Origin of the sequence: Pantoea sp. ICBG 1758, from assembly GCF_002928325.1 — a bacterium.
GTDB lineage: Bacteria > Pseudomonadota > Gammaproteobacteria > Enterobacterales > Enterobacteriaceae > Pantoea > Pantoea eucrina.
Genome location: NZ_POWL01000001.1, coordinates 1137040 through 1157247 on the forward strand (window position 1 = coordinate 1137040; position 20208 = coordinate 1157247).

A 20208-nucleotide genomic window follows, 5' to 3' on the forward strand; every position below is an offset into this window, starting at 1 on the left:
AATAACATACCTAAAGCGGCTTGGATAATCGTGCTTTATCACTACAATCTTTCTGACTGATTAGCGGGCCTGCTTGTGGATATGGCACAATAGACACAATTTTCGGGTCAGTCGGCCCGTGCGTTATCAAGATGATAGCGCATCCTCTGAAGGTTCTGGAGAATCACATGCAGCTTAAACGGGTAGCAGAAGCTAAACTGCCCACGCCATGGGGAGATTTCCTGATGGTAGGTTTTGAAGAACTGGCAACCGGCCACGATCATGTGGCGCTGGTTTACGGTGATATCAGCGATCATACGCCGGTGCTGGCGCGTGTCCACTCTGAGTGTCTGACCGGTGATGCGCTGTTCAGTCTGCGCTGCGACTGCGGCTTTCAGCTTGAAGCGGCGTTAACAGCGATTGCTGAAGAGGGGCGCGGGGTGCTGCTGTATCACCGTCAGGAAGGCCGTAATATCGGTTTACTGAACAAAATCCGCGCCTATGCGCTGCAGGATAAAGGCTATGACACCGTCGAGGCGAACCATCAGCTGGGCTTTGCCGCTGATGAGCGTGATTTCACCCTGTGCGCTGATATGTTCAAATTACTGGGTATCGATGAAGTGCGCCTGCTGACAAATAATCCGCGCAAGGTTGAGATCCTCAGCGAAGCGGGCATTAATATTGTTGAGCGCGTGCCGCTGATCGTCGGGCGCAATCCAAAAAATGCCCACTATCTCGATACCAAAGCGGAAAAGATGGGGCATCTGCTGCCGAAATCCTGAGAGAAAAGAAGCCGGGCAAGCCCGGCTTTTTTTTAGTTCAGCATATTGCGGATAACATAGTGCAGTATGCCGTCATTGCGGTAGTAAGTCAGTTCCGTTGCCGTATCGATACGGCAGCGTGCGGCCACCTGCTCCTCACTGCCGTCTGCGCGGGTCAGAGTAACATTGACCGTGCAGCCCGGCGTCAGCTGCGTCAGGTCAGCAATATCTATCCGCTCCTCACCGGTTAACTGCAGCGTCTTACGGGTAACGCCCGCCGGGAACTCCAGCGGCAGGATCCCCATACCAATCAGGTTTGAACGGTGAATACGCTCAAAAGACTCAGCGATCACGACGCGTACTCCCTGCAGGCGCGGTCCTTTAGCAGCCCAGTCGCGGCTGGAACCTGAACCGTACTCTTTCCCGGCCACCACGGCGAGCGGCACGCCCTCTTCTTTATATTTCATTGCGGCATCATAAATAGCCAGCGTTTCATTACCCGGAAAATGCCGGGTGTAGCCGCCTTCCGTACCGGGCACCATTTCATTGCGGATACGAATATTGGCAAAGGTACCGCGCATCATTACTTCATGGTTACCACGGCGCGACCCGTAGGAGTTAAAGTCGTTACGCTCTATGCCTTTCGCCAGCAGATAGCGTCCCGCCGGACTCTCAGCCTTAATACTCCCCGCAGGCGAAATGTGGTCAGTGGTGACTGAGTCACCCAGCATCGCCAGAATACGGGCGCCGCGAATATCCTCAACCGGCTTTGGCGTTTTCTCCATGTCATCAAAGAAAGGTGAAAGGCGGATATAGGTCGATCCTTCATCCCAGTCGTAGGTTGCCGCTTCACTCACGGAGATTTGCTGCCAGTCCGGCGTCCCGTCAAACACTTCCGCATACTCTTTGCGGAACATGCTGCTGTTAACCAGCTGCACCGAGGCGGCGATTTCTTCCGGTGATGGCCAGATATCTTTGAGATAAACATCTTTGCCGGTCTGATCCTGACCGATAGGCTCGCTCTGCAGATTGATGTTCATATTGCCGGCCAGCGCATAGGCCACCACCAGCGGGGGTGAAGCCAGCCAGTTAGTTTTAATCAGCGGATGTATACGGCCTTCAAAATTACGGTTCCCGGAGAGCACGGCGCCAACGGTCAGATCGCCCTCTTTTATAACGCTTTCGATCTCATCCGGCAGTGGCCCTGAGTTACCAATACAGGTTGTACAGCCATACCCCACCAGGTTGAAACCGAGTTTGTCCAGGTAAGGCGTGAGACGGGCTGTGGCCAGATAGTCAGATACCACTTTTGATCCGGGGGCCAGGGAAGCTTTTACCCACGGCTGGCGCTTCAGCCCGCGCTCAACCGCTTTTTTTGCCAGCAGGCCGGCGGCCATCAGCACGCTGGGGTTTGACGTATTGGTACAGGAAGTAATCGCGGCAATAACTACCGCACCATCATCAAGCTGATGCGACTGGCGGGTTTCACTGTCGCGGTAACTGACCGCTTTATGCGGCTTTTGTGCGTGGTTGATCTCCAGCTCATTACTGGCGGCAAACGCGGCGGGCACATCGCCCAGCGCCACCCGATCCTGCGGGCGCTTAGGTCCTGCGATACTCGATTCGACGTCAGCCATATCCAGCGCCAGCGTGCTGGTAAAGATCGGCTCGTCGCCCGCATTTCGCCACAGGCCCTGCTGCTTCGCATACGCTTCCGTCAATTTAACCTGCTGCTCATCGCGCCCGGTCAGCGTCATATAGCTCAGGGTGACGTCATCAATCGGGAAGAAACCGCAGGTGGCACCATATTCGGGTGCCATGTTAGCGATTGTTGCGCGATCGGCCAGCGGCAGATCGGCCAGCCCGTCACCGTAGAATTCGACAAATTTGCCGACAACGCCATGCTTACGCAGCATCTGGGTAACGGTCAGCACCAGATCGGTCGCGGTAATGCCCGGACGCAGTTTGCCAGTCAGCTTAAAGCCAACCACATCGGGAATAAGCATTGAAACCGGCTGACCCAGCATAGCCGCTTCCGCTTCGATGCCGCCAACGCCCCAGCCCAGCACGCCCAGCGCATTGATCATCGTGGTATGCGAGTCGGTACCCACCAGCGTATCAGGCCAGGCAACGTTTTTGCCCTCCAGCTCTTCATGCCAGACGGATTTACCCAGATATTCCAGATTAACCTGATGACAGATGCCGGTACCCGGCGGCACCACGCGGAACCGGTTGAACGCTTTCTGTCCCCAGCGCAGGAAAACGTAGCGCTCGTGATTACGTTCCATCTCCAGCCTGACGTTTTCGCCAAAGGCGTCATCGTTACCGAAGCGATCGACGGTTACGGAGTGGTCAATAACCAGATCCACCGGGGACAAAGGGTTAACTTTTGCCACATCTCCGCCCAGTCGTGCGACTGCTTCGCGCATAGCGGCAAGATCGACTACGGCGGGTACGCCGGTAAAATCCTGCATCAGCACGCGTGCCGGACGATATGCAATCTCCCGGTCAGCGTGGGCGGTTTGCTGCCAGTCTGCCAGCGCCTGAATATCTTCAAGGGTAACGGACTCGTCATCCTGCCAGCGCAGCAGGTTTTCCAGCAGCACTTTCATCGATTTCGGTAAGCGATCAATATTGCCGGTATGCTGTGCGGCTTTAGCCAGACTGTAATAATGATAGGTGTGTGCCCCGACCGCCAGCGTATCCTGACTTTGCTCGCGTAATGTTAACGACATGTCTCCTCCTTTAATTCCTTAGGCTAAACCTCAGAGAGTGCAAGGTTTAGCTTAAAGATAGACCACATTTTCGTTAACGTTTTGATAACAACCCGAAAGGGCACTGGGTGCTACAAACAAAAATGCCCCGACCTGAGTCGGGGCATTTCCATAAATTCGGTGATAAGAAGCGTCGGTTACATAAGAGCCCAGGCTGCCGCTGCCCAGAAGGCAAATGAGAAAGCATAAACGCTAAGCCATGAAAAAGTGGTTGTATTCATTCGTCACTCCTTCCCGGTTCTCGGGCTAAATTTTCTTTAATCTTCAGTAATCTACTGTCGACGCTTATTTGCAGTGTAAGGTCATGGGCTTTTTGCTGGCCCGCCGGAATAACCGGAAAAAATCAAAGCAACATCAGATGCTAAAAATAAGTGCAACAACAATTATTTGAGTTTTGGATCCATAAAAGATTCGATAAAGCTGCGCTGCTTGTCACTCAGATCCCAGGAAGCAGGAATCGCTACAGACTGCTCAGCAGCAGGAGCTTCTTTTGCTTTGCACGCAGGTGTATTTGGCTGCCGTGCAGTGACCGGATATTTACGACTGAGTGAGTTTGCCCACATGGCTTAGCCCCATAAACGCCAAATCATTAATGCCACCACTACCCAGAACAGCGCTGAAGCAGCGAAGACAGCCAACCAGGCTTTGCGACGGGTGTTACCGGTACGCTGAACCTTGGTGCTCTTAGCCCGGAAGTCGGGTTGTACAGTTATTCTCGTAGCCATAGTTTTTGATAATCACTCTCAACAAAACGATTGATAACAACGATTAAGATTTAGGATGAATCCTAAACTTCTTAAGTCCAAAAATCCAGTTATTTTTATTGAGCACAACGATTAACGCTATTAATCAAAGCTTCGAAAACTGATTAGCCTTATTAAAACACAGACCTCAGAACTATTAAAAAAACGGCGACTGAAATTTGGGTTAAACAACAATTAGTACCACTTTAAATTTGAGTTAAATAAGAAACCTCAGTAATAAAGCCCTTCTTCATCAGGTGTTAACTGGAGTATGGGAATAATCCTGGCAGTGTGCAAAGAAGTGAACCGAAAAATGTGTACTGTTTCTCAATTAATTAATAACAATGAAAAAACCTGTGATGCATGTTTTATTTACAGAAAAATGTCAGCTTTTGTTGAACTACTGATGGCGCTAAGCGAGGGGAAACCTGAAGGTGCCCACTGGACACCCCGGTAAATTCATGATTTGGCGAATTATTTGAAAGGGAGTTTGATATCGCGGAACATCGCTTCAATGTCGTCATTGGAGCGCAGAGCAACAGCGGTGTCTACCACATCACGCGTGAGATGCGGTGCAAATCGCTGAATAAAATCATACATATAGCTGCGCAGGAAGGTGCTGCGGCGGAAGCCTATTTTGGTCGTACTATTGGTGAAAATCTCTGAAGCTTCAATGCGAACCAGATCCGGATCGGCTACCGGGTCAACCGCCATACTGGCAATCACACCCACACCTAAGCCAAGCCGTACATAAGTTTTAATTACATCTGCGTCAGTTGCGGTAAACACGATACGCGGGGTCAGACCTGCACGATTAAACGCTGTATCGAGCTCGGAGCGGCCGGTAAAACCAAAGGTGTAGGTTACCAGTGGGAAATCGGCCAGCTCCTCTATAGTCACGTTGTCTTTGCCTGCCAGCGGATGGTCGGGCGTTACCACAATCGCACGATTCCAGTGGTAACAGGGCAGCATGATGAGATCGTCGTAGAGGTGCAGGGCTTCAGTAGCAATGGCAAAGTCAGCGTTGCCCTTGGATACCGCTTCAGCAATCTGCGTAGGGGAGCCCTGATGCATATGCAGTGAAACGCGAGGGTAGCGCTCGATAAATCCTTTGATTACGCCCGGCAGCGCATAGCGCGCCTGCGTATGCGTGGTGGCGACATAAAGCGATCCCTTGTCAGGCCAGGTGTGTTCGCCCGCTACGGATTTAATCGCATCAACTTTTGATAATACTTCACGTGCTATGCGGATAATCTCTTCACCGGCTGGCGTAACCTGCGTCAGATGTTTGCCGCTGCGGGCAAATATCTGCACCCCCAGCTCATCTTCAAGCATACGTACCTGTTTGCTGATGCCAGGCTGTGAGGTATAGAGACCTTCAGCGGTTGATGAGACGTTGAGATTGTGATTGACCACTTCCACGATATAGCGCAACTGCTGCAGTTTCATAGTTATATCTTCCCGTTAGCGACTAACGTGCGTGCCGGCAGCCGCCCATGATGCAGATGTGAGGAACAGAGCGAATTGAGAATAGAAAAACTATAACAACTATATCAGTTTTTAACCGAATAAAGAACGTTAGGTTATAAGGCGGGGAAAGTAAACGGGGCTGGCAGATGCCAGCCCCGGAGAGTTATTTTTTCGCTTCCTGCCATTTACCGTCAATATAGAACATTGACCAGCCGGTTGCTTTACCCTCTTTTTCAGACGAAACGTACTGCTGTTTTGTCTTGCGGCTAAAACGCACCAGGGTTTTATTTCCTTCCGGATCGGCTGCCGGTGCCTCTGCCAGATATTTAAGCTTTTCCGGCAGACGGTCAGCGAAGCGCTTCAGCTCTTCCACCAGCGGCGCGCGGGTCTCGCGCGATTTCGGGAACGTATTAGCCGCAAGGAAGACGCCGGCTGCTCCGTCACGCAGCACAAAATAGGCATCTGACTTCTCGCACGGCAGCTCAGGCAGCGGTACCGGATCCTCTTTCGGCGGCGCGACTTCGCCATTGCGCAGGATTTTACGGGTGTTTTTACACTCTTCGTTGGTACACGCCATATACTTGCCAAAGCGTCCCATCTTAAGGTGCATTTCCGACCCGCATTTCTCGCACTCGACTATAGGGCCATCATAGCCCTTGATGCGAAACTCGCCCTGCTCAATTTCATAGCCATCACACTCTGGATTGTTACCACAAACGTGCAGCTTGCGGCTGTTATCAATCAGATAGCTGTCCATCGCGGTGCCGCACTTAACGCAGCGGCGGCGGGCACGTAACGCGTTGGTTTCCGCGTCGTCACCCTCCAGCACGTTCAGCACTTCGTTTTCCGGGATCAGATTGATGGTCTGCTTGCAGCGCTCTTTTGGCGGCAGGGCGTAGCCCGAACAGCCGAGGAATACGCCGGTGCTGGCCGTACGAATGCCCATTTTGCGACCGCATGTCGGGCAGTCGATTGAGGTCAGCACCATCTGATTCGGCTGCATGCCGCCCTCTTCCGGATCTTTTTCAGCCTGCTCCAGCTGCTGGCTGAAGTCACTGAAGAAGGAGTCGAGAACGCCTTTCCACTGCGCCTGATTGTTGGCTACCTGATCGAGGCTGTTTTCCATATGAGCGGTGAAATCGTAATTCATCAGCTCGCGGAAATTTTCTTCCAGCCGGTCGGTGACGATCTCACCCATCTTCTCAGCATAAAAACGACGGTTCTCAACGCGTACATAACCACGATCCTGGATAGTGGAAATAATAGACGCGTAGGTTGAGGGACGGCCAATACCGCGCTTCTCCAGCTCGCGCACCAGCGACGCCTCGCTGAATCGCGCCGGAGGCTTGGTAAAATGCTGGCTCGGCTGCAGCGCAGTCAGATCCAGTATTTCCCCTACCGCTACTGGCGGCAGCGTCCTGTCTTCATCGTTTTTACGCAGTGCCGGCATAACGCGCGTCCAGCCATCAAAACGCAGCGTGCGGCCTTTTGCCTTGAGCCTGAATTCGGCTGCGCCTACGGTCAGCGTGGTGGAGTCATATTTAGCCGGAACCATCTGACACGCCACAAACTGGCGCCAGATAAGCTGGTAAAGTTTTTGCGCATCCGCTTCCATATCTTTCAGCTGCTCAGCGCTTACGTTGACATCTGACGGGCGAATCGCTTCGTGCGCTTCCTGCGAATTATCTTTGCTGGTATAGGTCACCGGCGCTTCCGGCAGGTATTTTTTGCCGAACTCGCTGGCGACATAGTCGCGCGCCATGGTCACTGCATCCTGGCTCAGGTTCGTGGAGTCAGTACGCATGTAGGTGATGTGACCCGCTTCATAAAGCCGCTGCGCCATCATCATGGTTTTCTTCACGCCAAAGCCGAGACGTGTGCTCGCAGCCTGCTGCAGCGTTGAGGTAATAAAAGGTGCAGAAGGTTTGCTGCTGGTCGGTTTATCTTCACGATCCAGCACTTCATAACGCGCTTTTTCCAGTATCGCGACCGCCGCGTGCGTCTGCTCGCGGTTAACCGGACGAAACGCTTTGTCGCCCTGATGCGTCACCTGCATCGCCAGCGCATCGCCTTTTGGCGTAGCAAAATCTGCGTCGATCTCCCAGTACTCTTCTGGCACAAACGCTTTGATTTCGCGCTCGCGCTCAACCACCAGACGTACCGCTACCGACTGAACGCGTCCGGCAGAGAGACCGCGGGCGATCTTTTTCCACAGCAGAGGCGAAACCATATACCCCACAACGCGATCCATAAAACGGCGCGCCTGCTGGGCATTAACCCGCTCGATATTCAGTTCACCCGGCTTTTCAAACGCCTGGCGAATCGCATTTTTGGTGATTTCATTAAACACCACCCGGCTGAAACGCTTGTCGTCGCCACCAATGACTTCACGCAGGTGCCAGGCAATGGCTTCTCCTTCGCGGTCAAGGTCGGTTGCGAGATAGATATGATCGGCGTCAGCGGCCAGGCTCTTAAGTTCAGACACAACCTTCTCTTTGCCTGGCAGGATCTGATAATCAGCTTCCCAGCCATGCCACGGATCAACACCCATTCGGTTGACCAGCGCCGCCTTTTCATCTTTTTTAACTTTTTTCCCGGTTTTTACCTTCTCACCGTCAGTACTTTTACGGGTCGTTGAACCACTGGTCGGCAAATCGCGGATATGACCGACGCTGGATTTCACCACGTAGTCATTACCGAGGTATTTATTGATTGTTTTGGCCTTTGCCGGGGACTCAACGATAACGAGTGCTTTACCCATATGTACCTTTACCTGATTGAAACGTCCTGATAAACGGGAGAGGATTAATGCCCCAAAACCCAGTGGGTTTAATATTGCTGCCAGCAATCTGATTTTCAAGCTGGCGGGGACTGCCACTATTCAGTTTAAAACGGTGTGCGCAACCTTATGATTAACTACACTTTTTCCGCCTGACATCATCACACATCCTGGTGTGAACTCCCTGAAAGCTGAATCGCCCACACTCTACCTGATAAAATCTGATACGCAACTTAAATAGCACTCTGTTTAATTTTGCGCCAGCTGCAGGCGTGAACACGGATAAGTGGCAACAGAATGGCAGGTAATATAGAAGGAGAAAATGCGCTGTCAAAAAAAGTCGGATAATTCGGGACAAAAATGGAATTCATTTCACAACCCGGCCGAAGTAAATGGGACTCACCCGTTGCTAAGCATAAAAAACCCGGCCGGAGCCGGGTTTCTGTTACAGCAGAGGCTTTTCGCCACGCTGCCAGATTTTTAGCAACAGCCGTTCTGCCGCCTGGCTGGCGCTGCCGGTAAAACGATCCATCATCTTTTTCTTACGCGCATACTGTACGCCCAGCACGGTGAAGCGCTCCATATGCCGGATAATCAGGGCATCACTGGTGCCGATTTCATCAATCAGACCCAGTTCAAGCGCCTGCTGCCCATACCAGTGTTCGCCGGTCGCTACCCGGTTCATATCCAGCGACGGACGCATTTGCTGCACAAAGCCCTTAAACAGCTGATGCGTTTCATCCAGATCGTGCTGGAACTTCTCACGCCCCTCTTCGGTATTTTCACCAAACAGCGTCAGGGTACGTTTGTACTGGCCTGCAGTATGCAGCTCCACGTCAATATCATTGCGCTTCAGCAGCCGGTTGAAGTTGGGGATCTGCGCCACAACGCCGATTGAACCGATAATGGAGAACGGCGCGGCGACAATGCGATCTGCCACACAGGCCATCATATATCCGCCGCTGGCGGCCACTTTATCTACGGCGGCGGTCAGGCGCAGACCCGCGTCGCGCAGGCGCTGCAGCTGCGACGCTGCCAGACCGTAGCCATGCACCACCCCGCCCGGGCTTTCAAGCCGCAGCAGGACTTCATCACCCGGTTGCGCTACGGCCAGTACAGCGGATACTTCTTCACGCAGGGAGGCGACTTCACCCGCGTCCATGCTGCCTTTAAAGCCAAGCACATAGAGTACCGGCTTCGCGGTTTCAGTGACGCCGTTTTTTGCGTTGCGCTTCTCTGTTTTCGCTTTCAGCTTCTCTTCTTTTTTATGCTGTTTCAGCCAGACTTTTTGTACCTGCGGCTTCATTTTAGCCAGCTGCAGATCCTCTTTTATCTGACGATACTCATCATCCAGATGCGTCACCTGCAGCTGACCGGCGTGATGACGTTTGCGCAGCGCAGCATTCAGTATGATAAATACTACGGCCGCAATGGCGATCACTACCGTGACAGCCTTGGCCAGGAAGAGCCCATAGCTGGAGAAAAAATCCATTCTGCCGCCTTATTAAACAGTGAATTACAATTAACAGCTGAGTGTAACTGCTTTAACCCGGTTCGTCGCCTGAAAAGCCCGCAGGCGGCACAGAATGCTCCTCTGTAGCATTGCACCGGCTGGCGAATTCAGGCATAAAGCCAGAAACCTCTACCACTGACTGAAGGAGATTGCTGTGCACTATCAGCCTAAAGGCGATCTACTCGAAAACCGCATTATTCTGGTTACCGGCGCATCAGACGGCATTGGCCGGGAAGCGGCGCTGACCTATGCCCGCTACGGCGCCCGCGTTATCCTGCTCGGACGTAACGCCGTTACCCTGCAGCAGACAGAAGCGGCGATTAACCAGCTTAATAAGCAGCCCGCCAGCTCATACCTGCTGGATCTCGCGACCGCCACGCCTGAATCATGTCAGCAGCTGGCCGCGCAGATTGCTGAGCGCGTGCCGCGTCTGGACGGCGTGCTGCATAACGCCGGTATTCTGGGTGAAATTGTTCCGCTGGCCGATCTTGAGCCGGCCCTCTGGCGCGAGGTGATGCAGATCAACCTCGATGCCACCTTTTATCTGACGCAGGCTCTGCTGCCGCTGTTGCTGAAATCAGAGGCGGGATCGCTGGTATTCACTACCTCCAGCGTAGGCCGCACCGGGCGCGCCGGCTGGGGCGCTTACGCCGTCTCTAAATTTGCCACTGAAGGCATGATGCAGGTGCTCGCCGATGAGTATAAAAACCACGCCCTGCGCGTAAACTGTATCAATCCCGGCGGCACGCGTACGAAGATGCGCGCCAGCGCGTTTCCGGAGGAGGATGCAAACCTGCTGAAAACTCCGGCCGATTTAATGCCGCTTTATCTCTACCTGATGGGCGATGATAGCCGGCGTAAAACGGGCATGAGCTTCGATGCTCAGCCCGGACGTAAAGCGGGTCCGGCCAGCGCATGAGCGATCGCCATCAGCAACGTCAGCAGCGCCTGAAAGAGCAGGTTGACGCGCGCATCGCTGCGGCGACAGAACATCGCGGTATCGTTATGGTATTTACCGGTAACGGTAAGGGAAAAACCACGGCGGCTTTCGGTACGGCGCTGCGCGCCTGCGGCCACGGAAAAAAGGTGGCAGTGGTACAGTTCATTAAGGGGGAGTGGCCCAACGGCGAGCGTAATCTGCTGGCGCAGCACGGGGTTGAGTTTCAGGTAATGGCCACCGGATTTACCTGGGAGACCCAGAGCCGCAGCACGGATACGATCGCCTGCCAGCAGGTCTGGCAGCAGGCACAACGCATGCTGGCTGATAGCGATGTTGACCTGGTGATCCTTGATGAAATCACCTATATGGTGAGCATGGATTATCTGGATCTGGAGGCGCTGATGCTTGCTCTGCAACAGCGTCCGTCTGCGCAAAGCGTGATTATTACCGGACGCGGCTGTCACCGGCGCCTGCTGGAGCTGGCAGATACCGTGACTGAGATGCGCCCGGTAAAACATGCCTTTGATGCCGGCATCCAGGCGCAACAGGGAATTGACTGGTAGCCGCTGCCGGGGCAGCGGCACACAGCCATCAGGCGCCGCGTTTGCTGCTGCGGCGCTGAGTGGTATTGCCGGCGCTGCTGTGACGCTTCACTGCGCGGCGGATCTGATTCGCTTTGGTGCGACGGCGATCTTTCTCAACGGCAACTTTGGTAACGGTCTCTTCCGGCATGCCCACCAGCTTACGCAGGTAGTTTACCGCCGGCAGCTCCATCTCCATCCAGCCGCCGCGCGGCAGGCCTTTTGGCAGCTGAATATCACCATAACGCACGCGCATCAGGCGGCTAACCTGAACGCCTACCGCTTCCCATAAACGACGCACTTCGCGGTTGCGTCCTTCGGTAAGGGTAACGTTGTACCACTGATTGATCCCTTCACCGCCAGCAAACTTAATGGTTTTAAAGGCAGCCGGGCCATCTTCCAGCTGAACGCCCTTGCTCAGCAGACGCACTTTATCGTCACCCACTTCGCCAAAAACACGCACCGCATATTCGCGTTCAACTTCGCGACTTGGATGCATCAGACGGTTAGCCAGTTCCCCATCGGTAGTGAACAGCAGCAGACCGCAGGTGTTAACGTCCAGACGACCCACTGCCACCCAGCGCGATCCACGCAGGCGCGGCAGGCGGTCAAACACGGTTGGGCGCCCTTCCGGATCGTTACGGGTACAAAGCTCCCCTTCCGGCTTGTAATAAGCCAGCACGCGGCACACTTCCGTAGTGGACTCGGCAATAGAGACCAGGTGACCATCAATACGAATTTTCAGGCTTTTGTCATTTTCAATGCGATCGCCCAGCGTGGCCAGTTTGCCATCTACGCTGACGCGTCCGGCGGAAATCATGGTTTCGATTTCGCGGCGCGAGCCGTGACCGGCGCGCGCTAATACTTTCTGTAATTTTTCGCTCATGGAGCTGCCTCGTTGTCGCCTTCCCAGGCGTCGTGGTAAGAATGGGTAAGACAGCGGGATTACCACGTCCTCTGTCAGAAACTGTTAACGTTGCGCATCAATCTGACCGGATGCAAACGGCCTGCGATTTTACACCAGCTAAGGTTGCGTTAACACCTTTAACTTTGCTGCCGATAATAGCCGGCCGGCGTTTTCCCGCCTCTGCCGGTTTTGCCGTTCATGACGACAGGCGTTTTTATCCCTGACACTCTCCTGTTTACAGCCTGGTCAATGACCTGGCGATAGAGAAGCTCGTATTATATTGATGCCTGATGAGCCCGACCGGGGAAATCGCTTTAAAGCAATGAACCCGCTAAAACCGCTCAGGCCCCGGCTGCACGGCAAAATAGTGCTATCGCTTACGAAAACCACACAATCATCTACCCAACCAGCTTAAAACAAAATTTCACCTCGCCCTGAGTAGGTTGTGCGTATAATCCGCGCTACAGGTTGGTTTAAGGCTCTATATTCTGTTTTATTGCCATCTATTAGCGCGCTGAATTTGTGCATAAATAAAAGCGGTGTAAAATAAAGCAGCAGGCCAGATGTAGATTCGAAGAAATATTATTTTATTAAGCCTAAAGCTATTTATAACAAATTATTAACGTCACTCTGCATGACGGCTGTTTTAACGGAAAATATCCCGTCTATATGCCCGTACATGCTGACATAATTAATTAGCGTGTCTGCTCTCCTCACCAGGGATGTTACTGACGCGCCTTAAAGAAGATCGTAACAATGAAAATAACCGTACTTTGCCCGGCGCTGTTCGCGCTGGCGCTAACCGGTTGTTCCGTTGGACAGACTGAATACAGCAAAGCGGCGCTTGAACATGTTGATATGAGCGTAACAGGCGTGCCGACAGTGCTGGGTTTGGGTGTTCTCGGTACAACTATTCCCCTTACGCCGGAGTACAGCCTGACAGCGGCGCACGTTGCTAAAACGTCTGTGCAGCGCGTTAAGGCCTATCATCCTTATTGCGACGTTGCGATTATTTATCACAAAAATAGTCCTGATACGCTGGCCAGGTTTCGTACCAGCGCGCCCGGAGAAGCGATTAAAATGTATGGCTACAGTTTTATTTCTGCCATGCCGGTTGAATCGAGCGGCGTTAATTTGGCGCGCACGGCTATTACTAATCGCTGGAATAAAAAACCCTGTATGGCAATGGCATCTAATGCGGGTGTGACTCAGGGAATGTCAGGCGGCGCGGTCTATAACAGTGATGAAACCATTGCCGGAGTGATTGTGGGATACAGTCATGAAATTGCGAACAGACGTAGCAGAAAAGTGATCCTTAAAGATGTGTCACTCTATATTCCCTATGGCGATTTTAAGCGCTGGCTTGAGCGCAATCTCAGCCAGGCGCCTGTCACGTAGCGACACCTGGCCTGGCCGGGCGATTAGCTAAATGGCCGCGTATCTCCGGCACCTGCGCGCACCACGACCGGCGTGTCTTCCGTCAGGTCGACAACCGTCGTTGGCTGTTGCCCCAGCGTGCCGCCATCGAGGATCAGATCGACCAGTTTTCCGATGCTGTGCTGGATCTCTTCCGGATCGGATTCCGTAAAGTCATTACCGGGCAGCATCAGTGATGTCGACATCATCGGCTCATTCAGTCGCTCAAGCAGCGCCAGCGCAACCGGATGCGAAGGCACGCGCAGCCCGATGGTTTTGCGTTTGTCATTCATCAGGCGGCGCGGCACCTCTTTCGTCGCCTTGAGAATAAAAGTGTAATTACCTGGGGTGTTGTTTTTCAGGATACGAAAGGCTGAGTTGTCGACCTGAGAGTAAACCGAAAGCTCTGAGAGGTCGCGACACATCAGCGTAAAGTTGTGGTTACCATCCAGCTGACGGATACGGCAGATACGTTCCATCGCGTTTTTTTCTTCCAGCCGGCACCCCAGCGCATAGCCGGAGTCGGTGGGATAGACAATGACGCTGCCTTTATTGAGATAATCCACCGCCTGATTAATCAGGCGCGGCTGCGGGTTATCAGGATGAATGTGAAAACGTTGACTCATAAAAACCTCTTGTCATCTGTCTCAGGCAGTTGAAGCGGGGGCCAGAGCGGGAAAGCGTTCCCAGACGGGTTCAACGCCACCCGGCAGCCAGAGTTTACGCCCCAGCTCAATCCAGGGACAGGGTTGGTGAAAGTCGGACCCCTGCGATGCTGCCAGTTGATTATCGCGCGCATAGCCTGCCAGCTGGGTGCGTTCGTTAGGCGGCTGCTGACACTGCGCCACCTCGATCGCGTCGCCTCCCGCTTGTGCGAAAAAGGCAATCAGCCGCTTCAGCCATTTTGCCGACAGGCCGTAGCGTCCCGGATGCGCCAGCACCGCGACGCCGCCGGAATGATGAATAGCTTCAATAGCTTGTTCAATTGTACACCATTGTGGTGGCACATAGCCGGTTTTGCCACGCGCCAGATAGTGTTTGAACACCTGGGCCATATTCTCAGCTTTACCCTGTTCAATCAGATAACGGGCAAAATGACCGCGCGTAATCACCCCACCCTGTGCCAGCCGCTGTGCGCCCGCCAGTGCGTCGGGGATGCGGGCCCGCTCCAGCCGTTCAGCAATCTGCAGCGCCCGCTCATAACGACACTGGTGCTGCGCTGCCAGAAAGGCCTTAAGTGCCGGATGATCGCAATCGATATTCAGGCCTGCGATATGAATTTCGTGATTTTCCCACAGCGTGGACGCTTCCAGACCGGCCAGCACTTTTATCGGCAGTTTCTGCTCCTGTGCAAACGCCTGCGCCTCAGCAACGCCCGCGACCGTATCGTGATCGGTAATGGCCAGCACGCCAACTTGCTTATCAACCGCGCGCTGAACCAGGGCCGCTGGGGTCAGCAATCCATCGGAGGCGCGGGTATGGCTGTGAAGATCGTAAAGCGGGAAACGGCTAATATCTGACAAAGTAACTCCGGAGCACGGCTAAAAATCAGCGGGCATGATAGCGATTTTGTTGTTAACTGAGAAAGGGTATTGACATTTTTCACCCGAACCAGTTAACTAGTACACAAGTTCACACACAGTGGGTATCTGCCATGAGTCAGGTAGCAATGCGGTTAACAGATAGCTGGCGTACGTCTTCCTGTAACGGGTGGCGTTATTGTGCACAAGCCTGATTCCTGTGCAGATACCTGAGCCCGCCACCATGCGGGCTTTTTTTTGAGCGAATTTCAGAGAAATTATCATGGCAAATGCGAAACCTACATTGAAGTTGATTACCGGAAACGCACCCTATCGCGAAGATCCGGCCGCGGTGTTTCATCAACTGTGCGGCGCACGTCCGGCCACTCTGCTGCTTGAGTCTGCGGACATCGACAGCAAAAAAAATCTGAAAAGCCTGCTGATTGTTGATAGTGCACTGCGCATCAGCGCCCTTGGTCAGACCGTGACTTTACAGGCGCTCTCTGAAAATGGCCGTGCCCTGCTGCCGTTGCTGGATGCCGCTCTGCCTGAGAGCGTAAAAATCGACGTTCGTCCGGATGGTCGTGAGCTGCATTTTGCTACGGCGAATGATGTACAGGATGAAGATTCGCGGCTAAAAGCCTTCTCGGTGTTTGATGCGCTGCGTCTGATTCCGCAACTGGTTAATACACCTGCCGATGAGCGTGAAGCGATGCTGCTGGGCGGACTGTTTGCTTACGACCTGGTCGCCGGCTTTGAAGCGCTGCCGGCGCTGCGCAACGACCAGTGCTGTCCCGACTACTGCTTCTATCTGGCGGAAACGCTGCTGATTATCGACCACCAGCAGGGTTCAGCCCGCCTGCAGGCGAGCCTGTTTACGCCGTCAACCAGTGAGTTTCAGCGTCTGCAGAGCCGTATTGAGCAGCTGCACGGCCAGATGACACAGCCGGCGCCCGCCCTGCCGGTGCAGCGCGTGGAACAGATGACGCTCAGCACCAGCCAGAGCGATGATGCTTACTGCGAGGTGGTGGCGTCGCTGCAGCAGGCTATCCGCATCGGTGAAATTTTCCAGGTCGTGCCGTCGCGCCGCTTCTCGCTACCCTGTCCGTCACCGCTTGCCGCTTATGAAACGCTGAAGAACAGCAATCCCAGCCCCTATATGTTCTTTATGCAGGATCGGGAATTCGCCCTGTTTGGTGCCTCACCGGAAAGCTCGCTTAAGTATGACGCGCAGTCGCGCCAGATTGAGATCTACCCCATTGCCGGCACCCGCCCGCGCGGCCGCCATGCCGACGGCTCGCTGGATCGCGATCTCGACAGCCGTATCGAGCTGGAGATGCGTACCGATCATAAAGAGCTGGCCGAACATCTGATGCTGGTGGATCTGGCGCGTAACGACCTTGCCCGTATCTGCAAACCCGGCAGTCGTTACGTTGCCGATCTGACCAAAGTTGACCGCTACTCTTTTGTTATGCATCTGGTCTCCCGCGTGGTCGGCACGCTGCGTGACGATCTGGATGTCCTGCACGCCTACCGCGCCTGTATGAATATGGGCACGCTGAGCGGCGCGCCTAAAGTACGCGCCATGCAGCTGATTGCTGAAAAAGAGGGCACGCGGCGCGGCAGTTACGGCGGTGCCGTGGGCTACTTCACGGCGACCGGCGATCTCGATACCTGCATCGTGATCCGTTCCGCCTGGGTCGAAGAAGGTGTGGCTACCGTGCAGGCGGGTGCCGGCGTGGTGCTGGATTCTGTCCCGCAGGCTGAAGCGGATGAAAGCCGCAACAAAGCACGCGCAGTTCTGCGCGCTATCGCAACCGCGCACCACTGCAAGGAGATGTTCTGATGGCTGATATCCTGCTGCTCGATAATATCGACTCGTTTACCTATAACCTGGTGGATCAGCTGCGCAGCTTTGGTCACAACGTAGTGATCTACCGCAACAGCGTGCCGGCTGAGACGCTGATTGCGCGGCTGCAGCAGATGGAAAATCCGGTGCTGATGCTGTCACCCGGTCCTGGCGCGCCGGCTGATGCGGGCTGTATGCCAGCCCTGCTGCAGGCGCTGCGCGGCCAGCTCCCCATTATCGGTATCTGTCTGGGTCATCAGGCTATCGTTGAAGCGTATGGCGGCCACGTGGGCCAGGCGGGTGAAATTCTGCATGGTAAGGCGTCTGCGGTAGAGCATGACGGCAGCGCGATGTTCAGCGGCCTGAGTAATCCGCTGCCGGTGGCACGCTATCACTCGCTGGTGGGGAGTAATACGCCCGCTGAGCTGACGGTTAACGCCAGCTACAACGGCATGGTCATGGCCGTGCGGCATGATGCCGATCGCGTCTGCGGCTTTCAGTTCCATCCTGAATCGATTCTCACCACCCAGGGCGCACGCCTGCTTGAGCAGACGCTGGCCTGGGCGCTGGCGCAGTAACAGGGAGATAAAGATGCAAACTATTCTGGAAAAACTGTATCAGGCGCAAACGCTGAGCCAGGCGGAGAGCCACCAGCTGTTCAGCGCCATTATTACCGGTCAGCTGGAGCCCACTCAGCTGGCCGCAGCGCTGATTGCCATGAAAGTGCGCGGCGAGCAGCCACAGGAGATAGCCGGCGCCGCATCGGCGCTGCTGGCTGATGCCAAACCTTTCCCGCGTCCTGACTATGCGTTTGCTGATATCGTCGGCACCGGAGGCGACGGCAGTAACAGCATTAATATCTCGACCGCCAGCGCGTTTGTGGCCGCAACCTGCGGCCTTAAAGTGGCCAAACATGGTAATCGCAGCGTCTCCAGCAAATCCGGCTCCTCCGATCTGCTGGCAGCGTTTGGTATTAATCTGGACATGCCCGCGCAGCAGGCGCGCCAGGCGCTGGACGATCTTAATGTCTGTTTCCTGTTTGCGCCGCAGTACCATACCGGCTTTCGTCACGCAATGCCGGTGCGTCAGCAGCTGAAATCGCGCACGCTGTTCAACGTGCTCGGCCCGCTGATCAATCCGGCCCGACCGCCGCTGGCGGTGATTGGCGTGTACAGCCCGGAGCTGGTGCTGCCCATCGCGCAAACGCTGAAGGTGCTCGGCTATCAGCGGGCCGCTGTGGTCCACGGCGGCGGAATGGATGAGGTCGCTCTGCACAGCGCCACGCAGGTGGCTGAGCTGCGCGAAGGGGAAATTACCTGCTATCAGCTGACGCCGGATGACTTTGGTTTTGGCATGCATGACAAAGAGGCGCTGGCGGGCGGGACGCCGGAAGAAAACCGTGACATTCTGACCCGTTTACTTCAGGGTAAAGGAGAGCCCGCGCATGAGCAGGCGGTCGCCGTTAACGTGGCGATGCTGCTGAAAGTGTTTGGTCATGAAGACCTGCGCGACAACGCGGAGCGGGCCATTGCCGCGATTCGCAGCGGACAGGCTTATGAGCGCGTGGTTGCACTGGCAGCGAGAGGATGAGATGAGTATTAAAGGCACCGTATTAGAGAAAATTGTGCAGGATAAGGCGATCTGGATAGCAGAGCGTCAGCAGCAGCAGCCGCTGGAGACATTCCACCCGGAACTGCAGCCGGCAACGCGCTCTTTTTATGACGCCCTGCGCGGCACCCGCACCGTTTTTATCCTTGAGTGTAAAAAAGCGTCACCGTCAAAAGGGGTGATCCGCGAGGATTTCGATCCTGCCGCCATCGCCGCCGTCTATCGTCATCACGCGTCTGCCATTTCGGTACTGACGGATGAGAAATATTTTCAGGGTGACTTCGCTTTTCTGCCGATTGTCAGCGCGGCGGTGACCCAGCCCGTGCTGTGCAAAGATTTTATCATCGACCCCTATCAGATCTACCTGGCGCGCCACTACCAGGCGGACGCCATCCTGCTGATGCTCTCCGTACTGGATGATGAACAGTACCGGCAGCTCGCCGCAGTGGCTCACAGCCTGAACATGGGCATCCTGACCGAAGTCAGCAATGAGGCGGAGCTGGAACGGGCGATTGCCCTCGACGCTCAGGTGGTGGGCATCAACAACCGCGACCTGCGCGATCTTTCGATCGATCTTAACCGCACCCGCGAGCTGGCACCGCGCCTCAGTCACGGCGTCACGGTCATCAGTGAATCCGGTATTCATAATTATGCGCAGGTGCGTGAGCTGAGCCGCTTTGCTAACGGTTTTCTCATCGGCTCGGCGCTGATGGAAGAGGCTGACCTGGCAGCTGCGGTACGTCGCGTGCTGCTGGGTGATAATAAAGTGTGCGGCCTGACGCAGCCGGAAGCGGCGCGCGCCGCCAGTGAAGCGGGAGCCCTGTATGGCGGTCTGATTTTTGCTGAAGGCTCACCGCGCAAAATCGATACTGTCCAGGCACACCGCGTGATGGCCGCAGCGCCGCTGCGCTATGTGGGCGTGTTTCGTAATGCGCCGGTTGGTGACGTTGTCACGTTGGCGGTAGAGCTAAATCTGGCAGCAGTGCAGTTGCATGGCGCCGAAGATCGCGACTATGTTGCCACGCTGCGTCAGGCGCTGCCGCCACAGACGCAAATCTGGAAAGCGCTGAGTGTCAAAGAGAGCCTGCCGGCGCGCGACTGGCCGCACGTTGATCGCTACGTGTTTGATAATGGCCAGGGCGGCAGCGGGCAGCAGTTTGACTGGTCGCTGCTGCAGGGAGAGTCGCTGGACAACGTGCTGCTGGCTGGCGGTCTCGCCGCTGATAACTGCGTGACGGCAGCCCAGCTGGGCTGCGCTGGTCTTGATTTTAACTCCGGCGTGGAGTCCGCCCCTGGCATAAAAGATGCCGGCAAAATTGCTGCGGTATTTACCACATTACGCGCTTACTAATGTTGCTGGCCCGCCAG

At 54.8% G+C, this 20208-nt stretch carries 15 protein-coding genes and 1 pseudogene; 7 read left to right on the forward strand and 9 right to left on the reverse strand.

What is annotated here, in order from left to right:
* Positions 1-167 precede the first annotated feature (167 nt).
* Entirely contained in the window at positions 168-761 is a 594-nt protein-coding gene (ribA, locus tag C1Y41_RS05540) for a GTP cyclohydrolase II (protein ID WP_039384570.1), read from the forward strand.
* 32 nt (positions 762-793) lie between these two features.
* On the opposite strand, the gene acnA is transcribed toward ribA, so the two are convergent.
* From acnA to sohB, 6 genes are all read right to left on the reverse strand, one after another.
* Positions 794-3475: an aconitate hydratase AcnA gene (gene acnA / locus C1Y41_RS05545; RefSeq protein WP_104085015.1), complete on the reverse strand. Its 2682-nt coding sequence runs from the start codon at positions 3473-3475 to the stop codon at positions 794-796.
* A gap of 422 nt (positions 3476-3897) precedes the next feature.
* A complete protein-coding gene (locus C1Y41_RS05550; protein ID WP_039384574.1) occupies positions 3898-4077 on the reverse strand; it encodes a hypothetical protein in 180 nt (59 codons plus the stop codon).
* A gap of 3 nt (positions 4078-4080) precedes the next feature.
* Positions 4081-4239: a YmiA family putative membrane protein gene (locus C1Y41_RS05555; RefSeq protein ID WP_071668859.1), complete on the reverse strand. Its 159-nt coding sequence runs from the start codon at positions 4237-4239 to the stop codon at positions 4081-4083.
* Between the two features lie 492 nt (positions 4240-4731).
* Entirely contained in the window at positions 4732-5706 is a 975-nt protein-coding gene (gene cysB / locus C1Y41_RS05560) for an HTH-type transcriptional regulator CysB (RefSeq protein WP_039384577.1), read from the reverse strand.
* A gap of 184 nt (positions 5707-5890) precedes the next feature.
* Positions 5891-8488, reverse strand: a complete 2598-nt coding sequence (gene topA / locus C1Y41_RS05565) for a type I DNA topoisomerase (protein WP_104085016.1) — start codon at positions 8486-8488, stop codon at positions 5891-5893.
* Between the two features lie 463 nt (positions 8489-8951).
* Complete coding sequence (gene sohB / locus C1Y41_RS05570; RefSeq protein WP_039384581.1) at positions 8952-9998, reverse strand: protease SohB; 1047 nt, start codon at positions 9996-9998, stop codon at positions 8952-8954.
* 175 nt (positions 9999-10173) lie between these two features.
* On the opposite strand from sohB, the gene C1Y41_RS05575 reads away from it, so the two are divergent.
* Both C1Y41_RS05575 and cobO read left to right on the forward strand, forming a co-directional pair.
* On the forward strand, positions 10174-10938 hold the full coding sequence (locus C1Y41_RS05575) for a YciK family oxidoreductase (protein ID WP_039384584.1): 765 nt from the start codon (positions 10174-10176) through the stop codon (positions 10936-10938).
* On the forward strand, positions 10935-11522 hold the full coding sequence (gene cobO / locus C1Y41_RS05580) for a cob(I)yrinic acid a,c-diamide adenosyltransferase (RefSeq protein WP_039384586.1): 588 nt from the start codon (positions 10935-10937) through the stop codon (positions 11520-11522). Before C1Y41_RS05575 ends, cobO begins: the two co-directional genes overlap by 4 nt.
* 28 nt (positions 11523-11550) lie before the next feature.
* Here the strand turns inward: cobO and rluB are convergent, their stop codons facing one another.
* The gene (gene rluB / locus C1Y41_RS05585; protein ID WP_071668861.1) at positions 11551-12426 is read right to left on the reverse strand and encodes a 23S rRNA pseudouridine(2605) synthase RluB; all 876 of its coding nucleotides are present in this window, start codon (positions 12424-12426) and stop codon (positions 11551-11553) included.
* Positions 12427-13203: 777 nt separating this feature from the next.
* Here rluB and C1Y41_RS05590 point away from each other — a divergent pair.
* Complete coding sequence (locus C1Y41_RS05590; protein ID WP_039384588.1) at positions 13204-13845, forward strand: hypothetical protein; 642 nt, start codon at positions 13204-13206, stop codon at positions 13843-13845.
* A 23-nt stretch (positions 13846-13868) separates the two neighbouring features.
* On the opposite strand, the gene C1Y41_RS05595 is transcribed toward C1Y41_RS05590, so the two are convergent.
* Complete coding sequence (locus tag C1Y41_RS05595) at positions 13869-14489, reverse strand: L-threonylcarbamoyladenylate synthase (RefSeq protein ID WP_039384591.1); 621 nt, start codon at positions 14487-14489, stop codon at positions 13869-13871.
* Between the two features lie 21 nt (positions 14490-14510).
* Positions 14511-15386, reverse strand: coding sequence for a PHP domain-containing protein (locus tag C1Y41_RS05600; protein WP_039384594.1), 876 nt, complete (start codon positions 15384-15386; stop codon positions 14511-14513).
* A 280-nt stretch (positions 15387-15666) separates the two neighbouring features.
* Here C1Y41_RS05600 and C1Y41_RS05605 point away from each other — a divergent pair, with 280 nt between their 5' ends.
* The 3 genes and pseudogenes from C1Y41_RS05605 (at position 15667) to trpCF (ending at position 20191) form a co-directional block, all read left to right on the forward strand.
* Positions 15667-17229 (forward strand): anthranilate synthase component 1, encoded by a 1563-nt coding sequence (locus C1Y41_RS05605; protein ID WP_104085017.1) that lies wholly within the window; start codon positions 15667-15669, stop codon positions 17227-17229.
* Positions 17229-18822: pseudogene (gene trpD, locus C1Y41_RS20165) on the forward strand (bifunctional anthranilate synthase glutamate amidotransferase component TrpG/anthranilate phosphoribosyltransferase TrpD). Before C1Y41_RS05605 ends, trpD begins: the two are co-directional and overlap by 1 nt.
* A 7-nt stretch (positions 18823-18829) precedes the next feature.
* Positions 18830-20191: a bifunctional indole-3-glycerol-phosphate synthase TrpC/phosphoribosylanthranilate isomerase TrpF gene (gene trpCF, locus C1Y41_RS05620; RefSeq protein ID WP_199181686.1), complete on the forward strand. Its 1362-nt coding sequence runs from the start codon at positions 18830-18832 to the stop codon at positions 20189-20191.
* Positions 20192-20208 lie beyond the last annotated feature (17 nt).

What these genes read in the sequence shown, in the direction of transcription:
- ribA (WP_039384570.1), top strand. Translation starts at nt 168, where the DNA reads ATGCAGCTTAAACGGGTAGCAGAAGCTAAACTGCCCACGCCATGGGGA.
- acnA (WP_104085015.1), bottom strand. Translation starts at nt 3,475, where the DNA reads ATGTCGTTAACATTACGCGAGCAAAGTCAGGATACGCTGGCGGTCGGG.
- C1Y41_RS05550 (WP_039384574.1), bottom strand. Translation starts at nt 4,077, where the DNA reads ATGTGGGCAAACTCACTCAGTCGTAAATATCCGGTCACTGCACGGCAG.
- C1Y41_RS05555 (WP_071668859.1), bottom strand. Translation starts at nt 4,239, where the DNA reads ATGGCTACGAGAATAACTGTACAACCCGACTTCCGGGCTAAGAGCACC.
- cysB (WP_039384577.1), bottom strand. Translation starts at nt 5,706, where the DNA reads ATGAAACTGCAGCAGTTGCGCTATATCGTGGAAGTGGTCAATCACAAT.
- topA (WP_104085016.1), bottom strand. Translation starts at nt 8,488, where the DNA reads ATGGGTAAAGCACTCGTTATCGTTGAGTCCCCGGCAAAGGCCAAAACA.
- sohB (WP_039384581.1), bottom strand. Translation starts at nt 9,998, where the DNA reads ATGGATTTTTTCTCCAGCTATGGGCTCTTCCTGGCCAAGGCTGTCACG.
- cobO (WP_039384586.1), top strand. Translation starts at nt 10,935, where the DNA reads ATGAGCGATCGCCATCAGCAACGTCAGCAGCGCCTGAAAGAGCAGGTT.
- rluB (WP_071668861.1), bottom strand. Translation starts at nt 12,426, where the DNA reads ATGAGCGAAAAATTACAGAAAGTATTAGCGCGCGCCGGTCACGGCTCG.
- C1Y41_RS05590 (WP_039384588.1), top strand. Translation starts at nt 13,204, where the DNA reads ATGAAAATAACCGTACTTTGCCCGGCGCTGTTCGCGCTGGCGCTAACC.
- C1Y41_RS05595 (WP_039384591.1), bottom strand. Translation starts at nt 14,489, where the DNA reads ATGAGTCAACGTTTTCACATTCATCCTGATAACCCGCAGCCGCGCCTG.
- C1Y41_RS05605 (WP_104085017.1), top strand. Translation starts at nt 15,667, where the DNA reads ATGGCAAATGCGAAACCTACATTGAAGTTGATTACCGGAAACGCACCC.